General features: G+C 64.0%; 18 protein-coding genes. 6 read left to right on the plus strand and 12 right to left on the minus strand.

Going from position 1 to position 19077, the window contains the following annotated elements:
• Positions 1 to 19: 19 nt before the first annotated feature.
• Entirely contained in the window at positions 20 to 361 is a 342-nt protein-coding gene (locus tag AC3A4H_RS14775) for a hypothetical protein (protein WP_348778660.1), read from the minus strand.
• 483 nt (positions 362 to 844) lie between these two features.
• On the opposite strand from AC3A4H_RS14775, the gene sdhC reads away from it, so the two are divergent.
• The 6 genes from sdhC (at position 845) to msrA (ending at position 5878) form a co-directional block, all read left to right on the plus strand.
• Positions 845 to 1249 carry a succinate dehydrogenase, cytochrome b556 subunit gene (sdhC, locus tag AC3A4H_RS14780; RefSeq protein WP_348778661.1) on the plus strand — a complete coding sequence of 135 codons (405 nt, stop codon included), beginning with the start codon at positions 845 to 847 and terminating at the stop codon, positions 1247 to 1249.
• Between the two features lie 2 nt (positions 1250 to 1251).
• On the plus strand, positions 1252 to 1635 hold the full coding sequence (sdhD, locus tag AC3A4H_RS14785) for a succinate dehydrogenase, hydrophobic membrane anchor protein (protein ID WP_348778662.1): 384 nt from the start codon (positions 1252 to 1254) through the stop codon (positions 1633 to 1635).
• Between the two features lie 15 nt (positions 1636 to 1650).
• Positions 1651 to 3483, plus strand: a complete 1833-nt coding sequence (gene sdhA / locus AC3A4H_RS14790) for a succinate dehydrogenase flavoprotein subunit (RefSeq protein WP_487767600.1) — start codon at positions 1651 to 1653, stop codon at positions 3481 to 3483.
• 15 nt (positions 3484 to 3498) lie between these two features.
• On the plus strand, positions 3499 to 4278 hold the full coding sequence (locus tag AC3A4H_RS14795; RefSeq protein WP_487767358.1) for a succinate dehydrogenase iron-sulfur subunit: 780 nt from the start codon (positions 3499 to 3501) through the stop codon (positions 4276 to 4278).
• A gap of 184 nt (positions 4279 to 4462) precedes the next feature.
• Entirely contained in the window at positions 4463 to 5095 is a 633-nt protein-coding gene (locus AC3A4H_RS14800; RefSeq protein WP_487767359.1) for a YceH family protein, read from the plus strand.
• A 177-nt stretch (positions 5096 to 5272) separates the two neighbouring features.
• Complete coding sequence (gene msrA / locus AC3A4H_RS14805) at positions 5273 to 5878, plus strand: peptide-methionine (S)-S-oxide reductase MsrA (RefSeq protein WP_487767360.1); 606 nt, start codon at positions 5273 to 5275, stop codon at positions 5876 to 5878.
• 61 nt (positions 5879 to 5939) lie between these two features.
• On the opposite strand, the gene lpdA is transcribed toward msrA, so the two are convergent.
• From lpdA to AC3A4H_RS14860, 11 genes are all read right to left on the minus strand, one after another.
• Positions 5940 to 7343, minus strand: a complete 1404-nt coding sequence (lpdA, locus tag AC3A4H_RS14810) for a dihydrolipoyl dehydrogenase (protein ID WP_487767361.1) — start codon at positions 7341 to 7343, stop codon at positions 5940 to 5942.
• A gap of 23 nt (positions 7344 to 7366) precedes the next feature.
• Positions 7367 to 8122, minus strand: a complete 756-nt coding sequence (locus AC3A4H_RS14815) for an SDR family oxidoreductase (RefSeq protein WP_487767362.1) — start codon at positions 8120 to 8122, stop codon at positions 7367 to 7369.
• Positions 8119 to 8613, minus strand: coding sequence for a hypothetical protein (locus tag AC3A4H_RS14820; protein WP_487767363.1), 495 nt, complete (start codon positions 8611 to 8613; stop codon positions 8119 to 8121). The genes AC3A4H_RS14815 and AC3A4H_RS14820 overlap by 4 nt, the downstream gene beginning before the upstream one ends.
• A gap of 268 nt (positions 8614 to 8881) precedes the next feature.
• A complete protein-coding gene (gene odhB, locus AC3A4H_RS14825; RefSeq protein WP_487767364.1) occupies positions 8882 to 10129 on the minus strand; it encodes a 2-oxoglutarate dehydrogenase complex dihydrolipoyllysine-residue succinyltransferase in 1248 nt (415 codons plus the stop codon).
• Between the two features lie 34 nt (positions 10130 to 10163).
• Positions 10164 to 13154, minus strand: a complete 2991-nt coding sequence (locus AC3A4H_RS14830) for a 2-oxoglutarate dehydrogenase E1 component (protein ID WP_487767365.1) — start codon at positions 13152 to 13154, stop codon at positions 10164 to 10166.
• Between the two features lie 128 nt (positions 13155 to 13282).
• Positions 13283 to 14185, minus strand: a complete 903-nt coding sequence (gene sucD, locus AC3A4H_RS14835) for a succinate--CoA ligase subunit alpha (protein ID WP_487767366.1) — start codon at positions 14183 to 14185, stop codon at positions 13283 to 13285.
• Between the two features lie 4 nt (positions 14186 to 14189).
• Positions 14190 to 15386 (minus strand): ADP-forming succinate--CoA ligase subunit beta, encoded by a 1197-nt coding sequence (gene sucC / locus AC3A4H_RS14840; protein ID WP_487767367.1) that lies wholly within the window; start codon positions 15384 to 15386, stop codon positions 14190 to 14192.
• A gap of 10 nt (positions 15387 to 15396) precedes the next feature.
• Positions 15397 to 16365, minus strand: a complete 969-nt coding sequence (gene mdh, locus AC3A4H_RS14845) for a malate dehydrogenase (RefSeq protein ID WP_487767368.1) — start codon at positions 16363 to 16365, stop codon at positions 15397 to 15399.
• 214 nt (positions 16366 to 16579) lie between these two features.
• Positions 16580 to 17788 (minus strand): cell division protein ZapE, encoded by a 1209-nt coding sequence (gene zapE, locus AC3A4H_RS14850; RefSeq protein ID WP_487767369.1) that lies wholly within the window; start codon positions 17786 to 17788, stop codon positions 16580 to 16582.
• Positions 17789 to 17858: 70 nt separating this feature from the next.
• Positions 17859 to 18401 (minus strand): protease inhibitor Inh/omp19 family protein, encoded by a 543-nt coding sequence (locus AC3A4H_RS14855; RefSeq protein WP_487767370.1) that lies wholly within the window; start codon positions 18399 to 18401, stop codon positions 17859 to 17861.
• A gap of 149 nt (positions 18402 to 18550) precedes the next feature.
• The gene (locus tag AC3A4H_RS14860; RefSeq protein ID WP_487767371.1) at positions 18551 to 18991 is read right to left on the minus strand and encodes a VOC family protein; all 441 of its coding nucleotides are present in this window, start codon (positions 18989 to 18991) and stop codon (positions 18551 to 18553) included.
• Positions 18992 to 19077: the final 86 nt, after the last annotated feature.

The raw sequence follows: 19077 nt of genomic DNA on the forward strand, positions 1-19077 counted from the left end.
AGGTCCCGCGAGCGTCGCCTTATTGGCAGGAGGCACCCAGCGTTGGCAATATGCCCTCGGAAAAGCCGTACATATAGCTGCGCCCCTTCACGAGAACCGGCGGCGCATAGCAATAGGGCTCGCCCGGCATAGGGGCGCCCGGTTCGGATTGCGCGATTTTCGGCTCGCTCTTTCGCGGGCCTTCGGCAAGCCGGCGGGCAATACGGCCCTGTCCCACGACGATCCGCTTGTAGCCCGATGCGCTGTCGATGATGATGTTGCCGAAAGTATCGGCATAGGTAAGGTCGCGGATGCGGTTGTCGGCGAAGGCCGCCGTCGCGAAGGCCGCAAGTCCGATCGACAGGACCGGCAGAACGAGCATTCTCGGACCTCTTGCACCCATGGGGCTGCCTCCCTCACCGCAGTGGATTTCCGCGCCGAGAATTAACTTTTTCGAAGCCTTTGTTAAGGGCCAGGAGCGAAAAAGCGGCCGGAACACCGCTGACGCGTCCTGCTGTCGGAGTGCAATGAGGCCGCGGCGACCTGCCCGTGACGCGGGGACCGCCGAACCGCAGCCGCTGATTCGCCCCAAGCGTGCGGTGCAGCAAAGAAACATGGCAACCACATGGTAGTTTCCTGCAGCATTCTACCGGCCAGCAGCCGGTCCTGGACATGACTTCAATCGGTTGAAGCAAGATCAGTGACTTGAACGCCCATGCCTTTGGATCAAATAGGCGAGCGGAAATGCCTTCCGGCTTTGACGCGGTGCAAAAAGCGCATTAGAACGCCGCTATCCTAAGTCGCATTCCGGGAAGAGCATGCCGTTTTTGCGCGTCGAAATGTCCGTGCGCCGGAAAGGGGAGCCATGAGCAAGATACCAGCCACCCAAGCAAGGCCGCTTTCGCCGCACCTGACCATTTACAAGCCGCCGATCACGATGACGATGTCGATCATGCACCGCATCACCGGCGGCGCACTTTATTTCGGCACGCTGCTGGTCGCCTGGTGGCTGGTTGCGGCGGCGACATCTGAAAGCTACTTCAATTTTGTCGACTGGATTTTCGGCTCCTGGATCGGCCGGCTCGTGCTGTTCGGCTACACCTGGGTCCTGATGCACCACATGATGGGCGGCATTCGCCACTTCATCTGGGACGCCGGCTTCGGCCTTGAAAAACACACCGCCTCGAAGATCGCCTGGGCCACCATCGTCGCGTCGGTGCTGCTGACGCTGGCCATCTGGATCATCGGCTACATGGCGCGGGGAGCCTGATCATGTCGGACATGCGTACACCCCTCAAGAAGGTTCGCGGACTTGGCTCCGCCCATGAAGGCACCGACCATTTCTGGCGCCAGCGACTGACGGCGGTGGCCAACGTGCCGCTCACCCTGTTCTTCGTCGGCCTGCTCGTGGCGCTAAATGGCGCGGGCTTCGCCGAGGTCCGCGCCACGCTCTCCAATCCGTTTGTGGCGCTGGTGCTCATTCTGATGCTGCTTTCGGCCCTCTATCACATGCGGCTCGGCATGCAGGTCATCATCGAGGACTATGTGCACAATGAGGGAACGAAGGTCGTCCTCATCATGCTCAACACCTTTTTCACGATCGCGGTAGGCGTCGCATCCATCTTCGCCCTGCTCAAACTAGCATTCGGGGGCTGACCAGTGGCCAAGGACATCACAGGCAACGGCAAGGCATCGGCCGGCAAGAGCTACACCTATGTCGACCACAAGTTTGACGTGGTGGTTGTTGGCGCCGGCGGTTCGGGCCTGCGCGCGACCCTCGGCATGGCCGAGCAGGGGCTGAAGACGGCCTGCATCACCAAGGTCTTCCCGACCCGCTCGCACACGGTGGCGGCGCAGGGCGGCATTGCCGCCTCGCTCTCCAACATGGGCCCCGACAACTGGCAGTGGCATATGTATGACACGGTCAAGGGCTCCGACTGGCTCGGCGACGTCGATGCCATGGAATATATGGTGCGCCAGGCGCCGGCCGCGGTTTACGAGCTCGAGCACTACGGCGTGCCGTTCTCTCGCACCGAGGAAGGCAAGATCTACCAGCGCCCCTTCGGCGGCCACATGCAGAATTTCGGCGATGGCCCGCCGGTGCAGCGCACCTGCGCGGCCGCCGACCGCACCGGCCACGCCATCCTACACACCCTCTATGGCCAGTCGCTCAAGCACAATGCGCAGTTCTTCATCGAGTATTTCGCGCTCGACCTGATCATGACCGACGGTGTCTGCACCGGCGTCGTGGCCTGGAACCTCGATGACGGCACCATCCACCGCTTCTCGGCCAAGATGGTGGTGCTGGCTACCGGCGGCTACGGCCGCGCCTATTTCTCGGCCACCTCCGCGCACACCTGCACCGGCGACGGCGGCGGCATGGCGGCCCGCGCGGGTCTTCCGCTCCAGGACATGGAGTTCGTGCAGTTCCACCCGACCGGCATCTACGGCTCCGGCTGCCTGATCACCGAAGGCGCCCGCGGCGAGGGCGGCTATCTGGTGAACTCCGAGGGCGAGCGCTTCATGGAGCGTTACGCGCCCTCGGCCAAGGACCTTGCCTCGCGCGACGTGGTTTCGCGCTGCATGACGCTGGAAATCCGCGAGGGCCGCGGCGTCGGCAAGAACAAGGACCACATCTACCTGCACCTCGATCATCTCGATCCGGCGGTCCTTCACGAGCGCCTGCCGGGCATTTCGGAATCGGCCAAGATCTTCGCCGGCGTCGACGTGACGCGCGAACCGATCCCGGTTCTGCCGACCGTGCACTACAATATGGGCGGCGTGCCCACGAACTATTGGGGCGAGGTGCTGAACCCGACCCCGGACAATCCCGACCGCGTGCAGCCCGGCCTGATGGCCGTGGGCGAAGCCGGTTGCGCCTCCGTCCACGGCGCCAACCGCCTCGGCTCCAACTCGCTGATCGACCTGGTGGTGTTCGGCCGTGCCGCCGCCATCCGCGCCGGTGAGGTGATCGACCGCGCAGCACCCATTCCGGCGATCAACGAAAAGGCCGTCGAAAAGATCATGGATCGCTTCGACCGCCTGCGGAACGCCAATGGTGGCACGCCGACGGCCGTGCTGCGGGAGAAGATGCAGCGCACCATGCAGGAAGACGCCGCCGTGTTCCGCACCCAGGAATCGCTGGAGCAAGGCTGCAAGCGCATGTCGGCGCTGTGGGGCGAACTGAAGGACCTCAAGGTCACCGATCGCTCGATGATCTGGAACTCCGATCTGGTGGAGACGCTGGAACTGGAGAACCTGATGGCCAATGCGCTGCCCACCGTCTATGGCGCCGAAGCCCGCAAGGAAAGCCGCGGCGCGCATGCCCGCGAGGACTTCTCCGCGCGCGACGACGCCAACTGGCGCCAACACACGCTGGCCCACGTCGCCGAGGACGGCAAGGTGACGCTGAGCTATCGCCCAGTGCACACCGAAACGCTGCTGCCGGAAGCCGAAGGCGGCATCAGCCTGGCCAAGATCGCGCCCAAGGCGCGCGTGTACTGATTACGGGAGATCGAGATGGTTGAACTGGCTCTTCCCAAGAACTCCCAGATCAAGCAGGGCAAGACCTGGCCGAAGCCGCAAGGCGCGACCAACCTGCGCGAGTTCCGCATCTATCGCTGGTCGCCGGACGACGGCGAGAACCCGAGTATCGACACCTATTTCGTCGACATGGACGATTGCGGGCCGATGGTTCTCGATGCGCTGCTGTGGATCAAGAACAAGATCGACCCGACGCTGACGCTGCGCCGCTCCTGCCGCGAAGGCATCTGCGGTTCCTGCGCCATGAACATCGATGGCTCCAACACGCTCGCCTGCACCAAGGGCTGCGACGACATTTCGGGTGCGGTGAAGATCTATCCGCTGCCGCATATGCCGGTGGTGAAGGACCTGGTGCCCGATCTCACCAACTTCTACGCCCAGCACCGCTCGATCGAGCCCTGGCTCAAGACGGTGTCGCCGGAGCCGGCAAAGGAATGGCTGCAGAGCCACGAGGACCGCGCGAAGCTCGACGGCCTCTACGAGTGCATCCTGTGCGCCTGCTGCTCCACCTCCTGCCCGAGCTACTGGTGGAACGGCGACCGCTATCTCGGCCCGGCCGTGCTGCTGCAGGCCTATCGCTGGCTGATCGATTCCCGCGACGAAGCGACCGGCGAGCGCCTCGACAACCTCGAGGACCCGTTCCGGCTCTATCGCTGCCACACGATCATGAACTGCACGCAGACCTGCCCCAAGGGACTCAATCCCGCCAAGGCGATCGCCGAGATCAAGAAGATGATGGTGGAGCGCCGGGTTTAAGCCTTCCGGGGCACTCCCCTTCCGGATCGATGTTCCGGAAATCCAATCAATAGAGCGCAATGACCTCCGTCGTTGCGCTCTATTTTGTTTGAGGGTTTCCAAAGGTCGATCTCGGCTGGGCTTCGCCTTAAGCCGAATTGCGGCAACGTTGTTGCCCGCGCCATTTTGTGCCAATAGCTGCGGCATGGATACGACAGACCTCCCCATCCTCACCTCCGTCGAAGCCCGCGTGCTTGGCTGCCTGATCGAGAAGAAGGAACTGACGCCGGACGTCTACCCGCTGACCCTCAATGCTGCCCATTCCGCCGCCAACCAGAAGACGGCGCGAGAGCCGGTCATGGCTCTGGAGCAGATGGAGGTGCATCGTGGGCTGAAGTCACTCGAGCAGAAGGGACTGGTGCGCCAGGTGTTTGGTTCGCGGGTGGAGCGGTACGAGCATCTTGCCGCGCAACGCTTTTCGCTTACTTCGCCGCAGATCGCCATTCTCGGCCTCCTGCTTCTGCGCGGGGCCCAGACGGCCGGGGAGTTGATGGCCCGCAGCGAGCGCATGGCCCGCTTCCAGTCGCTGGAAGACCTGCGCACGGAACTCGACATGCTGATCGGCAAGCGCCCGGCGCTGGTACAGGAAATCGGCCGTGGCCCCGGCCAGCGCGAGGACCGCTATGCGCATCTCCTGAGCGGACCGATCGATGTCGCCGCACTTGCGGCGCAGCGCGGCCCGACGGCCATGCCGGCGGCGGACCTCGAAGCGCGACTGCAGGCGCTGGAGGAAGAGGTCGCGGCCTTGCGCGCCCGCCTTGACGCGCTGGGCGGCTGAGCGAGCATTTTTGACGGTACGTGCGAGACGGCAGGTTCCCGACCACCGGAAGACAAAAGCCGCATGGGTCCAGCCCGCGCGGCTTTTTTTCGTGGCCGCTTCATCACATCAGCGTGTTCCGGCTTGATTTCAGAAGCTTGCGCTGTTCCGATGCTTTCGCTGCCGGAGGAGTTTTTCATGTCGCGTCATGTCCTTTGCCTCAGCGCTGCCTTGCTCGCCCTGACGCCCCTTGCTGGCGCGCAGGCGAAGACCCAGACGGCCATCTTTGCCGGCGGCTGTTTCTGGTGCGTGGAAAGCGACTTCGACCACGTGCCCGGCGTGATCGCCACCACATCCGGCTATATCGGCGGCAAGAACGACCACCCGACTTATGAAAACCACACCGCAGCCGGGCATCGTGAGGCGGTGAAGATCGAGTTCGACGATTCGAAGACCAGCTACGCCAAGCTGCTCGACGCGTTCTGGCATTCGGTCGACCCGACCGACGGCGGCGGCCAGTTCTGCGACCGCGGGCACAGCTACACGACCGCGATCTACGCGGTGAACCAGGAACAGCTTGCAGAGGCCGAAAAATCCAAGGCCGCGATAGCGGCGGCGCTGAAGAAGCCGATCGCCACCGAAATCGTCATGGCGCCGACCTTCTGGCCGGCCGAGGACTACCACCAGGACTATTACAAGAAGAACCCGATCCGCTACAAATACTACCGGTATGCCTGCGGGCGCGATGCGCGTGTGGAAGAGGTATGGGGCAAGGCCGCGCACGAGGGAATTGCGGCACACTGACCCGCCAAACGAAAACGGGCGCCTTACGGCGCCCGTCTCGTTTCCGCAGAGAGATTTCCGATCAGATGTGGATAGGCTTGAAGAAGGTCGCCAGCGCGGCTTCCTTGACCGCCTCCGACATGGTCGGGTGCGCGTGGCAGGTGCGGGCAAGGTCTTCCGCCGAGCCGCCGAATTCCATCAGCACCGCCGCCTCGTGGATCATCTCGCCAGCGCCGAAGCCGACGATGTGGGCACCCAGCACCTTGTCTGTCGCCTTGTCGGCCAGGATCTTCACGAAGCCGTCGGTGTGCAGCATGGCGCGCGCGCGGCCATTGGCGGTGAAGGGGAACTTGCCGACCTTGTATTCGACGCCGGCCTTCTTCAGCTCTTCCTCTGTCTTGCCGACGGAAGCCACCTCCGGGCTCGTGTAGACCACGCTCGGGATGACGTCGTAGTTCACATGGCCTGCCTGGCCGGCGAGGATCTCGGCCACGGCCACGCCTTCGTCCTCGGCCTTGTGGGCGAGCATCGGCCCGGCAATCACGTCGCCGATGGCGTAGATGCCCGGCACGTTGGTCTGCAGATGTGCGTCGATCTTCACGCGGCCGCGCTCGTCCATCTCGACGCCGGCTTCCTTGAGGCCCAAACCATTGGTGTAAGGCGCGCGGCCGGTGGCCACGAGCACCACGTCGGCCTCGATGGTCTCGGCGTCGCCGCCCTTGACCGGCTCGAAGGTCACGCTCGCGCCCTTGTCCGTCCTGGCAACGCCGGTCACCTTGGAGCCGAGCCTGAAGGCAAGCCCCTGCTTGCCCAGCATGCGCTGGAACTGTTTTGCCACCTCGCCGTCCATGCCGCCGAGGATGGTGTCGAGATATTCGACCACGGTGACCTTGGCGCCCAGACGCGCCCAGACCGAGCCGAGCTCCAGGCCGATGACGCCGCCGCCGACCACGACCATGTTCTCCGGCACCTTGTCGAGTTCGAGCGCGCCGGTGGAGGAGACGATCACCTTCTCGTCGATGTCGACCTTCACGCCGGGGATGCCCGCAACATCGGAGCCCGTGGCGATGACGATGTTCTTCGTCTCGATCTCCTGCACGCTGCCGTCTTCCGCCGTGACGGAAACCTTGCCGGCCGAAACGACCTTGCCGGTGCCGCGGAAACTGTCGATCTTGTTCTTCTTGAACAGGAAGGCCACGCCGCTGACATTGGCCGCCACCGTCGTATCCTTGTGCGCCAGCATCTTCTTCAGGTTGAGCTTCGGCTCGACCTCGACGCCAAGCGTGTCGAAGGAATGGCTGGCCTCGGCAAACGCCTCCGACGCATGCAGCAGTGCCTTGGAAGGGATGCAGCCGATGTTGAGGCAGGTGCCGCCGAAGGTTTCGCGCTTCTCCACCACGGCCGTCTTCAGGCCGAGCTGTGCTGCCTTGATGGCGCACACATAGCCGCCCGGGCCCGAACCGATCACCACCACATCATATGCCATTTCTCTGTCCTTCTGCCTGGCGATCAGCGACCGCCGCTTACGTTCAAAATTCCGCCCGTCGTATAGGATGCCTCGTCCGACAAGAGCCAGAGCACGGCACGGGCAACTTCCTCAGCCTTGCCTTCGCGCTTCATCGGCACGAAGCCGCGTATCGCCGCGATGCGATCCGGCTGACCACCGGAGGCATGGATTTCGGTGTCAATGATGCCCGGCCGCACGGCGTTGACGCGCACGCCCTCCTCCGCCACCTCGCGGGCAAGGCCTATGGTGAAGGTGTCTATCGCGCCTTTGGAGGCGGCGTAGTCGACATATTCGCCCGGCGAGCCGAGCTGCGAGGCAGCCGAGGAGATGTTGACGATGGCGCCGCCCTTGCCGCCATGAAGCGTCGACATGCGCTTCACCGCCTCGCGGGCGCACAGCATCGAGCCGATGACGTTGACGCGCATCATCCGCTCCAGCCGCGTCACGCTCATCTCGTCGACGCGCGCTTTCATGTCGACGATGCCGGCATTGTTGACGAGCGCGTCGAGCCGGCCGAATGCGCGGTCGACCGCCTCGAACATGGCAACGACATCGGCTTCATTGCCGACATCGCCCTTGACCGCAATCGCCTTGCCGCCATCCGCCTCTATCTCGCGCACAAGCGCTGCGGCCGCCGCATCATTGGAAGCGTAGTTGACCGCGAGCCGATAGCCGGCCTTGGCGGCGAGCCGACAGATAGCCGCGCCGATGCCGCGCCCGCCGCCCGTCACCAGCAGAACCCGTTCGCCAGCACTCATTCCTGACAACCCTGCAAGGCGAATACATCCCACGGCAGCCTGGAGAAGCCACCTTGCTCATAGGCCGAGGAAAAGCGCAGCGAATAGGCGAGGTCGGGGAAGATCAGCGTTTCGGGCGCGTCCGTGCCTTCGGCAGGCAGCAGATCGATCTTGCCGGACTTGTCGCTGGAGTAGATCACGCCCTGCCAGACCGTGCAGGCCGCCAGTTCTTCGCCGGTCACGTCGCCCTCCGGGCACTTGTACATCAGCATGCCGTTCGGTCGCGCGACGGCGTCGCTCCACATCACGATGCCATCCAGCACCACGTCATTGTCGAGCGCCATGCGGAAGCGATTGCTCACCGCCCCCTCGCCTCGCGGCACGAAATCGATCGTGGCCGCCTTGTCGCGATCGCCATAGACGGCAAGCTCCATCGGGCAGGCTGCTGATGCAGCGCCTGCAGGCAGCGCGCCGGCACTGCCCGCCAGCGCCAGCGCAACATTCCGAAGCATGACCAGCCCCCGTGCCCCCATCACCACCCCGTTTCGAGCGGTGCGTTGAAGGCCCAGACATGGCGACCGCCCTTGGCGCACAGATGCACCTGGATCGGTGGGATGTCGGGTTCGAAGGCCATTGGTCCGCTCCTATCGGCAGCAAGCCTAGCGCATGACCCTGCAAACCGGAATCGGTTTTCGGAAAAGGCTCATGCGTCGTTCCAAGCCGAAGCGGCCGCGGCGCATCCGAACGAGCGAACGCGCCGGCGCTTCGCGTGGCCGGACCTCAGAGGTCCAGCACCAGGCGTTCCGGATCCTCCAGGCTTTCCTTGACGCGCACCAGGAAGGTCACGGCTTCCTTGCCGTCGACGATGCGATGATCGTAGGACAGCGCCAGATACATCATCGGGCGGATGACGATCTGCCCGCCGACGACCATCGGCCGCTCCTGGATCTTGTGCATGCCGAGGATGCCGGACTGCGGTGCATTGAGGATCGGCGTCGACATCAGCGAGCCGTAGACGCCACCGTTGGAGATGGTGAAGGTACCGCCCTGCATGTCGGCGACCGAGAGCTTGCCGTCGCGCGCGGCGATGCCGAGGCGGCCAATTTCCTTCTCGATCTGGGCAATCGACATCTGGTCGGCGTCACGCACCACAGGCACCACGAGCCCCTTTTCGGTGCCAACAGCCACGCCGATATGGGCGTAGTTCTTGTAGATGATGTCGGTGCCGTCGATCTCGGCGTTGACCGCCGGGATTTCCTTCAGCGCATGCGTCACGGCCTTGGTGAAGAAGCCCATGAAGCCGAGCTTCACGCCGTGCTTCTTCTCGAACACGTCCTTGTATTTGGCGCGCAAGTCCATCACAGCCTTCATGTCCACCTCGTTGAAGGTGGTGAGCATGGCGGCGGTCGACTGGGCGTCCTTCAGGCGGCGCGCGATGGTCTGGCGCAGCTTGGTCATGCGCACGCGCTCCTCGCGCACCTCGTCGGCCGCCGGTGCCGGCGCACGCGCGACGGCGGGAGCCGGTGCGGCCGCAGGAGCAACCGGCGCGGCCGCGATACCCTTGGCGATCGCACCGAGCACGTCGCCCTTGAGGACCTGCCCGCGCTTGCCGGAACCGGCAATCTGGTCGACGGCAAGGTGGCTTTCGGCGATCAGCTTCGCGGCAGCCGGCGCTGGCGGCATCTTGCGCTCCTCGATCGCGCTGGCACCGGCGAGCCTGGCGGTCATTTCGACCGCTTCGCCCACGGTCGCCGAGGCGGCGGCGGCAGCCGGCTTTGCTTCAGCCGCCGCACCTTCCGAGATGGTGCCGAGCAGGGCGCTGACACCGACGGTGTCGCCTTCCTGCACGGCGATTTCCACCAGCCGGCCGGCGGCGGGCGCCGGCACTTCGATCGTCACCTTGTCGGTCTCGAGCTCCACCAGCGGCTCGTCCGCGGCGATCGCGTCGCCGACCTTCTTGAACCACTTGCCGATGGTTGCCTCGCTGACGGATTCGCCAAGGGTCGGGACGCGGATTTCGGTAGCCATTTTTTTTTGCCTATCCGTTTTCTGAACTGAGTAATTATTCGCCGAGAGCGTCGTCCAGGAAAGCCTGGAGCTGCTCGAGATGCTTCGACATCAGGCCGGTGGCGGGGGATGCCGCCGCCGGGCGGCCGGTGTAGCGCACCCGCTGATGCTTGGCGTCGATATGCGCCAGCACCCATTCCAGGTACGGGTCGATGAAGGACCAAGCGCCCATGTTCTTGGGCTCTTCCTGGCACCACACCATTTCCGCGCCGCGGAAGCGCGACAGCTCGGTGATGAGCGCCTTGGCCGGGAACGGGTAGAGCTGTTCGACACGCAGCAGGTAGATGTCGTTGATGCCGCGCTTCTCGCGCTCCTCATAGAGGTCATAATAGACCTTGCCGGAACAGAGCACGACACGACGGATCTTCGAATCCTTGACCAGCTTGATCGGCTGATCGGGCAGGAACTGCGCATCGTCCCACAGCAGGCGGTGGAACGAGCTCTCGGCCGACAGTTCGGCCAGCGTCGAGACCGCGCGCTTGTGGCGCAGCAGCGACTTCGGCGTCATCAGGATCAGCGGCTTGCGGAAGTCGCGCTTCAGCTGACGCCGCAGGATGTGGAAGTAGTTGGCCGGCGTGGTGCAGTTTGCGACCTGCATGTTGTCTTCCGCGCAAAGCTGCAGGAAGCGCTCCAGCCTTGCGGAGGAGTGCTCCGGCCCCTGCCCTTCGAAGCCGTGCGGCAGCAGGCAGACCAGGCCCGACATGCGCAGCCACTTGCGCTCGCCCGACGAGATGAACTGGTCGAACACCACCTGCGCGCCGTTGGCGAAGTCGCCGAACTGGGCTTCCCACAAGGTCAGCGCCTTCGGATCGGCCAGCGAATAGCCGTATTCGAAGCCGAGCACGGCCTCTTCCGAAAGCATGGAGTTGATGACTTCGTAGTTGGCCTGGGCGGGCGACAGGTTGTTGAGCGGAATGTAGCGGCTCTCGTCGCGCTGGTCGTAGAGCACCGAATGGCGCTGCGAGAATGTGCCGCGCTCGGAATCCTGGCCCGACAGACGCACCGGATGCCCCTCGAGCACGATCGAGCCGAAGGCCAGGGCCTCGGCCGTCGACCAGTCTAGCCCCTCGCCCGACTCGATCATCTTGCGGCGAGCATCGAGGAAGCGGACGATGGTCCTGTGCGCCTCGAAGCCAGCGGGCACCTCGGTCAGCTTCTTGCCGATCTCCTTCAGCGTCTTCACCGGCACGGCGGTCTTGCCGCGGCGCAGCTCGTCCTGATTGTCGGCCGCGCGCAGGCCCGACCAGGCGCCGTCCAGCCAGTCGGCCTTGTTGGGCTTGTAGCTCTGCCCGGCCTCGAACTCGGCCTCCAGATGCGCGCGCCACTCGGCCTTCATCTTCTCGATCTCGGCCTGCGTCACCAGCCCTTCGGCGATCAGCTTCTCTGCGTAGAGCTGGAACGTCGTCTTGTGGTTGCGGATACTGCGATACATGATCGGCTGGGTGAACGCCGGCTCGTCGCCCTCGTTGTGGCCGAACCGGCGATAGCAGAGCATGTCCACAACCACCGGCTTGTGGAACTTCATGCGGAATTCGGTCGCCACCTTGGCGGCGAAGACCACCGCTTCCGGGTCGTCGCCGTTGACGTGGAAGATCGGCGCCTCGATCATCTTGGCCACGTCCGACGGATAGGGCGAAGAGCGCGAGAAGCGCGGGTTGGTGGTGAAACCGATCTGGTTGTTGATGATGAAATGCAGCGTGCCGGCAACGCGGTGGCCGCGCAGGCCGGAAAGCCCGAGGATTTCAGCCACCACGCCCTGCCCGGCAAAGGCAGCATCGCCATGCAGCAGCAGCGGCAGCACCTTGGCGCGCTCTTCTAGCGGCACGATCTCGTGGCGCGGGTTGCGGCCGTAGAGCTGGTCCTGCTTGGCGCGGGCCTTGCCCATCACCACCGGGTCGACGATTTCCAGGTGAGAGGGGTTGGCGGTCAGCGACAGATGAACCTTGTTGCCGTCGAACTCGCGGTCGGAGGAAGCACCGAGATGGTACTTCACGTCGCCCGAGCCTTCGACGTCGTCAGGGGCGAAGGAGCCGCCCTTGAATTCGTGGAAGATGGCGCGGTGCGGCTTGGCCATCACCTGCGACAGCACGTTGAGACGGCCGCGATGGGCCATGCCGAGCACGATTTCCTTCATGCCCAGCTGGCCGCCGCGCTTGACGATCTGCTCCAGGGCCGGGATCAGCGACTCACCGCCGTCGAGGCCGAAGCGCTTGGTGCCCTTGTACTTGACGTCGATGAACTGCTCGAAGCCTTCCGCCTCGAGCAGCTTGTGCAGGATCGCCTTCTTGCCCTCGGCGGTGAAGGCGATGCCCTTGTCCGGCCCCTCGATGCGGGCCTGGATCCAGGCCTTTTCCTCGGGGTGGGAGATGTGCATGAACTCGACGCCGAGCGTCGAGCAGTAGGTGCGCTGCAGGATGTCGAGCATCTCGCGGATGGTCGCGTATTCCAGCCCCAGCACGTGGTCGATGAAGATCTTGCGGTCGTAGTCGGCCTCGGTGAAGCCGTAGGAGGCCGGCGAAAGCTCGTCGTAGTCCTCGATCGGATTGGCGATGCCGAGCGGGTCGAGCTTGGCGTGCAGGTGGCCGCGCATGCGGTAGGCGCGGATCATCATGATGGCGCGAACCGAATCGCGGGTGGCCTGCAGCACGTCCTTGTCGGACAGCGGCTCGCCCTTGGCGACGGCCTTGTCCTTCACCTTCTTTTCGATGTGCTTCTCGATGAGGCCCCAGTTTCCGTCCAGGGCGGACACCAACTCGCCATTGACCTGGAGCGGCCAGCCATCCTTTGCCCAGGAAGCGCCGCGCGCGTTCTTGCGGATGTCGCCGGCATCATCCTTCAGCGAACCGAAGAAAGCCTGCCACTCAGGGTCGACCGACTGCGGATCGTCCTGGTAGGCGGCATAGAGGGCGTCGATGTAATCGGCGTTGCCGCCATAGAGGAACGAGGTGAGGGAAAATTGGTCGTTGACCTGATCTTGTCGCGACATACTAACTCCGGAGCCTGCCGCTCCGTCTCCTTGCCTAGCATGCGGCCACCGCCGCGAATGAACGGTTTCCCGTCCTTTCTCGAACTTGAATGCGCCGGCCTGATGACCGTCCGGCGCATTGCAGAGGCTCAGCCCTTGAGCGCCTCGACGAGCGTGGTGCCGAGACGGGCCGGCGACGGAGAGACGCGGATGCCCGCGGCTTCCATTGCCGCGATCTTGTCCTCGGCGCCGCCCTTGCCGCCGGAGATCACCGCGCCGGCATGGCCCATGGTGCGGCCGGGAGGGGCGGTGCGGCCCGCGATGAAGCCGGCCATCGGCTTCTTGCGCCCGCGCTTGGCCTCGTCGATCAGGAACTGGGCAGCGTCTTCCTCGGCCGAACCGCCGATCTCGCCGATCATGATGATCGACTTGGTTTCCTCGTCGGACAGGAACATCTCGAGCACGTCGATGAATTCCGTGCCCTTGACCGGGTCGCCGCCGATGCCCACCGCCGTGGACTGGCCGAGCCCGGCATTCGTCGTCTGGAACACCGCTTCATAGGTCAACGTGCCCGAGCGCGAAACCACGCCGACCGAGCCCTTGCGGAAGATGTTGCCGGGCATGATGCCGATCTTGCACTGGTCGGGCGTGACGATGCCGGGGCAGTTCGGGCCGATCAGACGCGACTTCGACTTTTCCAGCCGGGCCTTGACCTTGACCATGTCGGCCACCGGGATGCCCTCGGTGATGCAGACGATCAGCGGGATCTCGGCCTCGATCGCCTCAATGATGGCGGCGGCGGCGCCTGCCGGCGGCACATAGACCACCGACGCGTTGGCGCCCGTGCGCTCCCTGCCCTCGGCAACGCTGGAAAAGATCGGCAGCGCTTCGCCGTTGGAACCGGTCCAGGTCTCGCCGCCCTTCTTCGGGTTGATGCCGCCCACCATCTGCGTGCCGTGATAGGCCAGCGCCTGCTCAGTGTGGAAGGTGCCGGTCTTGCCGGTCAGGCCCTGAACCAGAACCTTGGTGTTCTTGTCGATGAGAATGGACATAAGCTCAGTTTCCCTTCACCGCCGCGACGATCTTCTTGGCGGCGTCGTCGAGGTCGTCGGCGGAAATCACGTTCAGCCCGCTCTCGTCGATGATCTTCTTGCCAAGCTCGACATTGGTGCCTTCGAGGCGCACCACCAGCGGAACCTTGAGGCCCACTTCCTTGACCGCCGCGATCACGCCCTCGGCGATGACATCGCACTTCATGATGCCGCCGAAGATGTTGACCAGGATGCCTTCGACCGCCGGGTCGGCGGTGATGATCTTGAACGCCGCGGTGACCTTCTCCTTGGAGGCGCCGCCGCCGACGTCGAGGAAGTTGGCAGGCTCGGCGCCGTAGAGCTTGATGATGTCCATGGTGGCCATCGCCAGGCCGGCGCCGTTGACCATGCAGCCGATGTTGCCGTCGAGGGCGACATAGGCGAGGTCGTATTTCGAGGCCTCGATTTCCTTCTCGTCCTCTTCGGTGGTGTCGCGCAGCTCGAGAATTTCCGGATGGCGGAACAGCGCGTTGTTGTCGAACGAGACCTTGGCGTCGAGCACGCGCAGCCGGCCGCTGGTCATGACGATCAGCGGGTTGACCTCGAGCAGGCTCATGTCCGTCTCGACGAAGGCCTTGTAGAGGACCGGGAACAGCTTTTCGCCGTCGGCGGCCGCTTCGCCCGAAAGCTGCAGCGCTTCGTTGAGCTTGGCCACATCGGCGGCGGTCACGCCCGTATCGGGGTCGATCGCCACGGTGATGATCTTCTCCGGCGTGTCGTGCGCCACCTGCTCGATGTCCATGCCGCCCTCGGTGGAAACCACGAAAGCGACACGGCCGACCGAACGGTCGACCAGGATCGAGAGATAGAGCTCGCGCGCGATGTCGGCGCCGTCCTCGATATAGAGGCGGTTGACCTGCTTGCCGGCCGGGCCGGTCTGCTGGGTCACCAGCGTGTTGCCAAGCATTTCCTTGGCGTTGGCCACCACCTCGTCAATCGACTTGGACAGCCGCACGCCGCCCTTGGCGTCGGGGGACAGTTCCTTGAACTTGCCCTTGCCGCGGCCCCCGGCATGGATCTGGCTCTTCACCACATAAAGCGGCCCCGGCAGCTTCCTGGCTGCGGCTTCCGCCTCGTCGGCGCTGAAGATGGCGACGCCATCGGCCACCGGCGCACCAAATTCCTTCAGCAGCGCCTTGGCTTGATATTCATGAATGTTCATCGGCCAGCCCTTACTTGTTGCCGAGGTTCGGAGCGATCGTCACGCAGGCTTCGCAGAGCCCCTTCACCGCGTCGACGGACTTCTCGAACATCTTCTGCTCGTCCTTGTTGAAGTCGAGCTCGATGATGCGCTCCACGCCGTTGGCGCCGATCACCACCGGCACGCCGACATACATGTCCTTGATGCCATACTGGCCGCTGAGATAGGTCGCGCAGGGCAGGACGCGCTTCTTGTCCTTAAGATAGCTTTCGGCCATAGCAATGGCAGATGCGGCCGGGGCGTAGAAGGCCGAGCCGGTCTTGAGCAGGCCGACGATCTCGCCGCCGCCCTTGCGGGTGCGCTCGACGATGGCGTCCAGCTTTTCCTGGCTGGTCCAGCCCATCTTGACGAGGTCCGGCAGCGGGATGCCGGCGACCGTGGAATAGCGCACCATCGGCACCATGTCGTCGCCGTGGCCGCCAAGCGTCATGGCCGAAACGTCCTCAACCGAGACCTTGAACTCGTCGGCCAGGAAGTAGCGGAAGCGGGCGCTGTCGAGCACGCCGGCCATGCCGACGACGTGGCTCTTCGGCAGGCCAGAGAACTTCTGCAGCGCCCAGACCATGGCGTCCAGCGGGTTGGTGATGCAGATGACGAAAGCGTTGGGAGCGTATTTCTTGATGCCGGCGCCGACCTGCTCCATGACCTTCAGGTTGATGCCGAGCAGGTCATCGCGGCTCATGCCGGGCTTGCGCGGCACGCCAGCGGTGACGATGCACACGTCGGCGCCCTCGATGCCGGCATAGTCGTTGACGCCGACATAGCTCGCGTCGAAGCCGTCGACAGGCGAAGATTCAGCAATGTCCAATCCTTTGCCCTGCGGGATGCCTTCCGCAATGTCGAACAGAACGACGTCGCCAAGTTCCTTGAGACCGATCATGTGGGCGAGCGTGCCGCCGATCATGCCGGAACCGATGAGGGCTATCTTGTTGCGTGCCATGTGAGGATATTTTCCCTTTGCTGTGTCCGGGCGCATGGTGGCGCCGGAGATGAGCGCTTAGGCCAGATTGAACAGGGGTATGTAGCCAGAAGTCCGCAGGGTGAAATAGCCTCATGGGCGCGGAAATTCAACCGATTATTTTGGCCCCAATTATTTCAATCGGTTAGATAGGTCGGGATTTACGTAAACGTCAAAATTTATCGTAAAAAATGTCTTACACCGACGCAGCTTTGCCCGCTTCTTCTGCATGCGCCGGCTTTGCCCCGTGGCGCGCCGCCCAGCCGTCCAGCCAATCGCTGCTCTGCATCTCCATCAGACGCGAAACGGTGCGGTCGAATTCGAACGCTTCGGTGCCCCGCTTGCCCGCGTAAAGGTGCTGGGGCGGCGCTTCGGCGCTGAGCACAAGGCGCACCTGCTGGTCGTAGAGCGTGTCGATGAGCAGGATGAAGCGCTTGGCCTCGTTGCGCTTGCCTTCGGCCAGTACCGGGACGTGGTCGAGAAAGATGGTCGAGTAGCGGGCCGCGATGGCGAGAAAGTCGCGCGCGCCATGCGGGTGTTCGCAAAGGTCGGCAAAGGTGAAGCGCGCCGCATCCCCGGTTGCCAGCGGCACGGCGACATGCCGCCCCTTGACCGTCAGCGTGGCTGGCGCGACCGCCTGCCCCTTCGTCACCGAGTGCCAGGCCTCGTCCATCTGCCTGTCGGCTGCGAGGCCGGCGGGGGTGAGATAAACCGGCATGCGGTTCAGCTTTTCCAGGCGATAGTCCTTGTCGGCATCGAGGTCCAGCACCTGCACGTGCCGCTTCAGCACATCGATGAACGGCAGGAACAGCCCCCGGTTGAGCCCGTCGCGATAAAGATTGTCGGGAGCGACGTTGGAAGTCGCCACGAGCACCACGCCGTTGGCGAACAGCGCCGAGAACAGCCGCGACAGGATCATCGCGTCGGCAATATCCGTGACGGTGAACTCGTCGAAGCACAGGACCCAGGCTTCTTCGGCGAGCGCAGCAGCCACGGGCGGTATCGGGTCGTCCTGCTTGGTCTCGCCATTCTTGCGCGCCAGCCGCTGTTTCTGGATGCGATCCTGCACATCGGCCATGAAGTCGTTGAAGTGCATGCGGCGCTTGCGACGGACCGGAACCAGCTCGAAGAACATGTCCATCAGCATGGTCTTGCCGCGACCGACATGACCATGGATGTAGAGCCCTTCGACATGCGCGTGGCGGTCGCGCTTCTTGCCGAACAGCCAGCCGAGCGCGCTGGACTTCTTCGCCAGCCGTTTCGCGCAGAGCTCGTCGATCAGCTGGTCCAGCGCCGCAACGATCTCTTCCTGAGCGGGGTCGCGCGCAAGCGCACGGGTCTCCACCAGGTGGTCGTAACGCTGCCTGACGGTGGCACGCGTCTGTATGCCGTCACGCAGATGCATGGGTCTTGTCTCGGAATGCCAGGCGCTTCGACGGTCCTATCGAAGCGCAAAGACAGAGGTTCGTCACGCTTTATCTGCTCAGCGAGATCGGAATCCCGGTTTCGGTCTGGCCGTCGAACCTTTCGGCACCGGACGAATAGAGCCTGGCCAGCGTGCTGCCGTTCTCGTCGTAGAGCGTGAGTTGCTTGCCGGAGACGCTCCACGACTTGACGCTGTCGATGGGCGCGGGGCAGCGCAGCGGCCCGGCGCGATAGCCTTGGCCGAATTTGGTCTGCGGGGTGGCCACGCGGCAGCTCTGGCCCGCAACGGTGGCGTTCCAGACGCCAGCAACGCTGCCGGCGGTCAGCTCCGGCGCATTGGCGGAAGCCTCGGCTGCCGGCGGCAGGCCGGCCATCTGGGTGTCAGCCCCGGGCGCCGGGGGGAATTGCGAGGGGTCGACAGCTCCGGGGGCAACCGGCGGCGGAAGCGCGCCGCTCGTCACCTGGCCCGACGGCGCAGCGGCAAGCGGAGCCGGCTGCTGCCCTTCCCAGGGAGCCATGCGCGAACTCTGACACCCGCTCACCGCCAATGCCGCCAGCGAAACTGCCAAAAGGCCCGTCCTCGAAAAAATCATGCCTAACCTCCGGGGGAAACGGCCGCGCCGTGCATTATCAGTCGCCCCACACACAGTATGATGTTGGCGATATTTCAACCGCATATGGTTAAAATACGGTTTGCGGGAGAGATTGTTGCAAAATTGCCGCAGCACCGGGGTCCCGGACGTTATCGGCCAATCCGCACACTTGGCACGAAAACATAACCGCATGGCCCGACCAAGTGGCACTCGCGCAGCCCGTGGGGTTTGTCCACGGCTCCCGAGAGTACGATGTGGTCGTGCTGGCGCGCCAAGGCTTCCGCGCGATCAGGGTCAGCCCCGTACAGCCGGATTTCCAGGCCCGCGCCCCGAGTTTCGACGCCTGCGATCACGCCGGCCATCGGGTTGTCGCGATAGCTGTGATCGGCATGAAGCATGAACACCGACCCAAGCAACTGCACGGCCGCGAAATCCTCGTCCGAATAGATGAGGGTTGCGCCCAGCACGTCGCGACAGAACATCGCCATCGGCTCGATCTCGTCGACCAGCAGATTGATGCCCACTCCCATCGGCAGGGAGCGGCCGAATTCATCCGCCGCCATCCACGGTTCCTTCGTGCGCTTCTTCACCTTCCCTCTCCTTCGTTCGGGCACAACCTAGCAAATTGGCGCTCCAGTCATTGGCCTTTCCGCCGGCAAATGCTTGCGCCAGCGCC

This window comes from Pseudaminobacter sp. Soil_N_29 (genome assembly GCF_057656055.1).

Coding starts and splice junctions, on each gene's coding strand:
- AC3A4H_RS14795 (WP_487767358.1), top strand. CDS start 3,499: ATGGTTGAACTGGCTCTTCCCAAGAACTCCCAGATCAAGCAGGGCAAG.
- sucD (WP_487767366.1), bottom strand. CDS start 14,185: ATGTCCATTCTCATCGACAAGAACACCAAGGTTCTGGTTCAGGGCCTG.
- odhB (WP_487767364.1), bottom strand. CDS start 10,129: ATGGCTACCGAAATCCGCGTCCCGACCCTTGGCGAATCCGTCAGCGAG.
- AC3A4H_RS14830 (WP_487767365.1), bottom strand. CDS start 13,154: ATGTCGCGACAAGATCAGGTCAACGACCAATTTTCCCTCACCTCGTTC.
- zapE (WP_487767369.1), bottom strand. CDS start 17,788: ATGCATCTGCGTGACGGCATACAGACGCGTGCCACCGTCAGGCAGCGT.
- AC3A4H_RS14855 (WP_487767370.1), bottom strand. CDS start 18,401: ATGATTTTTTCGAGGACGGGCCTTTTGGCAGTTTCGCTGGCGGCATTG.
- AC3A4H_RS14820 (WP_487767363.1), bottom strand. CDS start 8,613: ATGCTTCGGAATGTTGCGCTGGCGCTGGCGGGCAGTGCCGGCGCGCTG.
- AC3A4H_RS14800 (WP_487767359.1), top strand. CDS start 4,463: ATGGATACGACAGACCTCCCCATCCTCACCTCCGTCGAAGCCCGCGTG.
- sdhC (WP_348778661.1), top strand. CDS start 845: ATGAGCAAGATACCAGCCACCCAAGCAAGGCCGCTTTCGCCGCACCTG.
- sucC (WP_487767367.1), bottom strand. CDS start 15,386: ATGAACATTCATGAATATCAAGCCAAGGCGCTGCTGAAGGAATTTGGT.
- lpdA (WP_487767361.1), bottom strand. CDS start 7,343: ATGGCATATGATGTGGTGGTGATCGGTTCGGGCCCGGGCGGCTATGTG.
- sdhD (WP_348778662.1), top strand. CDS start 1,252: ATGTCGGACATGCGTACACCCCTCAAGAAGGTTCGCGGACTTGGCTCC.
- msrA (WP_487767360.1), top strand. CDS start 5,273: ATGTCGCGTCATGTCCTTTGCCTCAGCGCTGCCTTGCTCGCCCTGACG.
- mdh (WP_487767368.1), bottom strand. CDS start 16,365: ATGGCACGCAACAAGATAGCCCTCATCGGTTCCGGCATGATCGGCGGC.
- AC3A4H_RS14775 (WP_348778660.1), bottom strand. CDS start 361: ATGCTCGTTCTGCCGGTCCTGTCGATCGGACTTGCGGCCTTCGCGACG.
- AC3A4H_RS14815 (WP_487767362.1), bottom strand. CDS start 8,122: ATGAGTGCTGGCGAACGGGTTCTGCTGGTGACGGGCGGCGGGCGCGGC.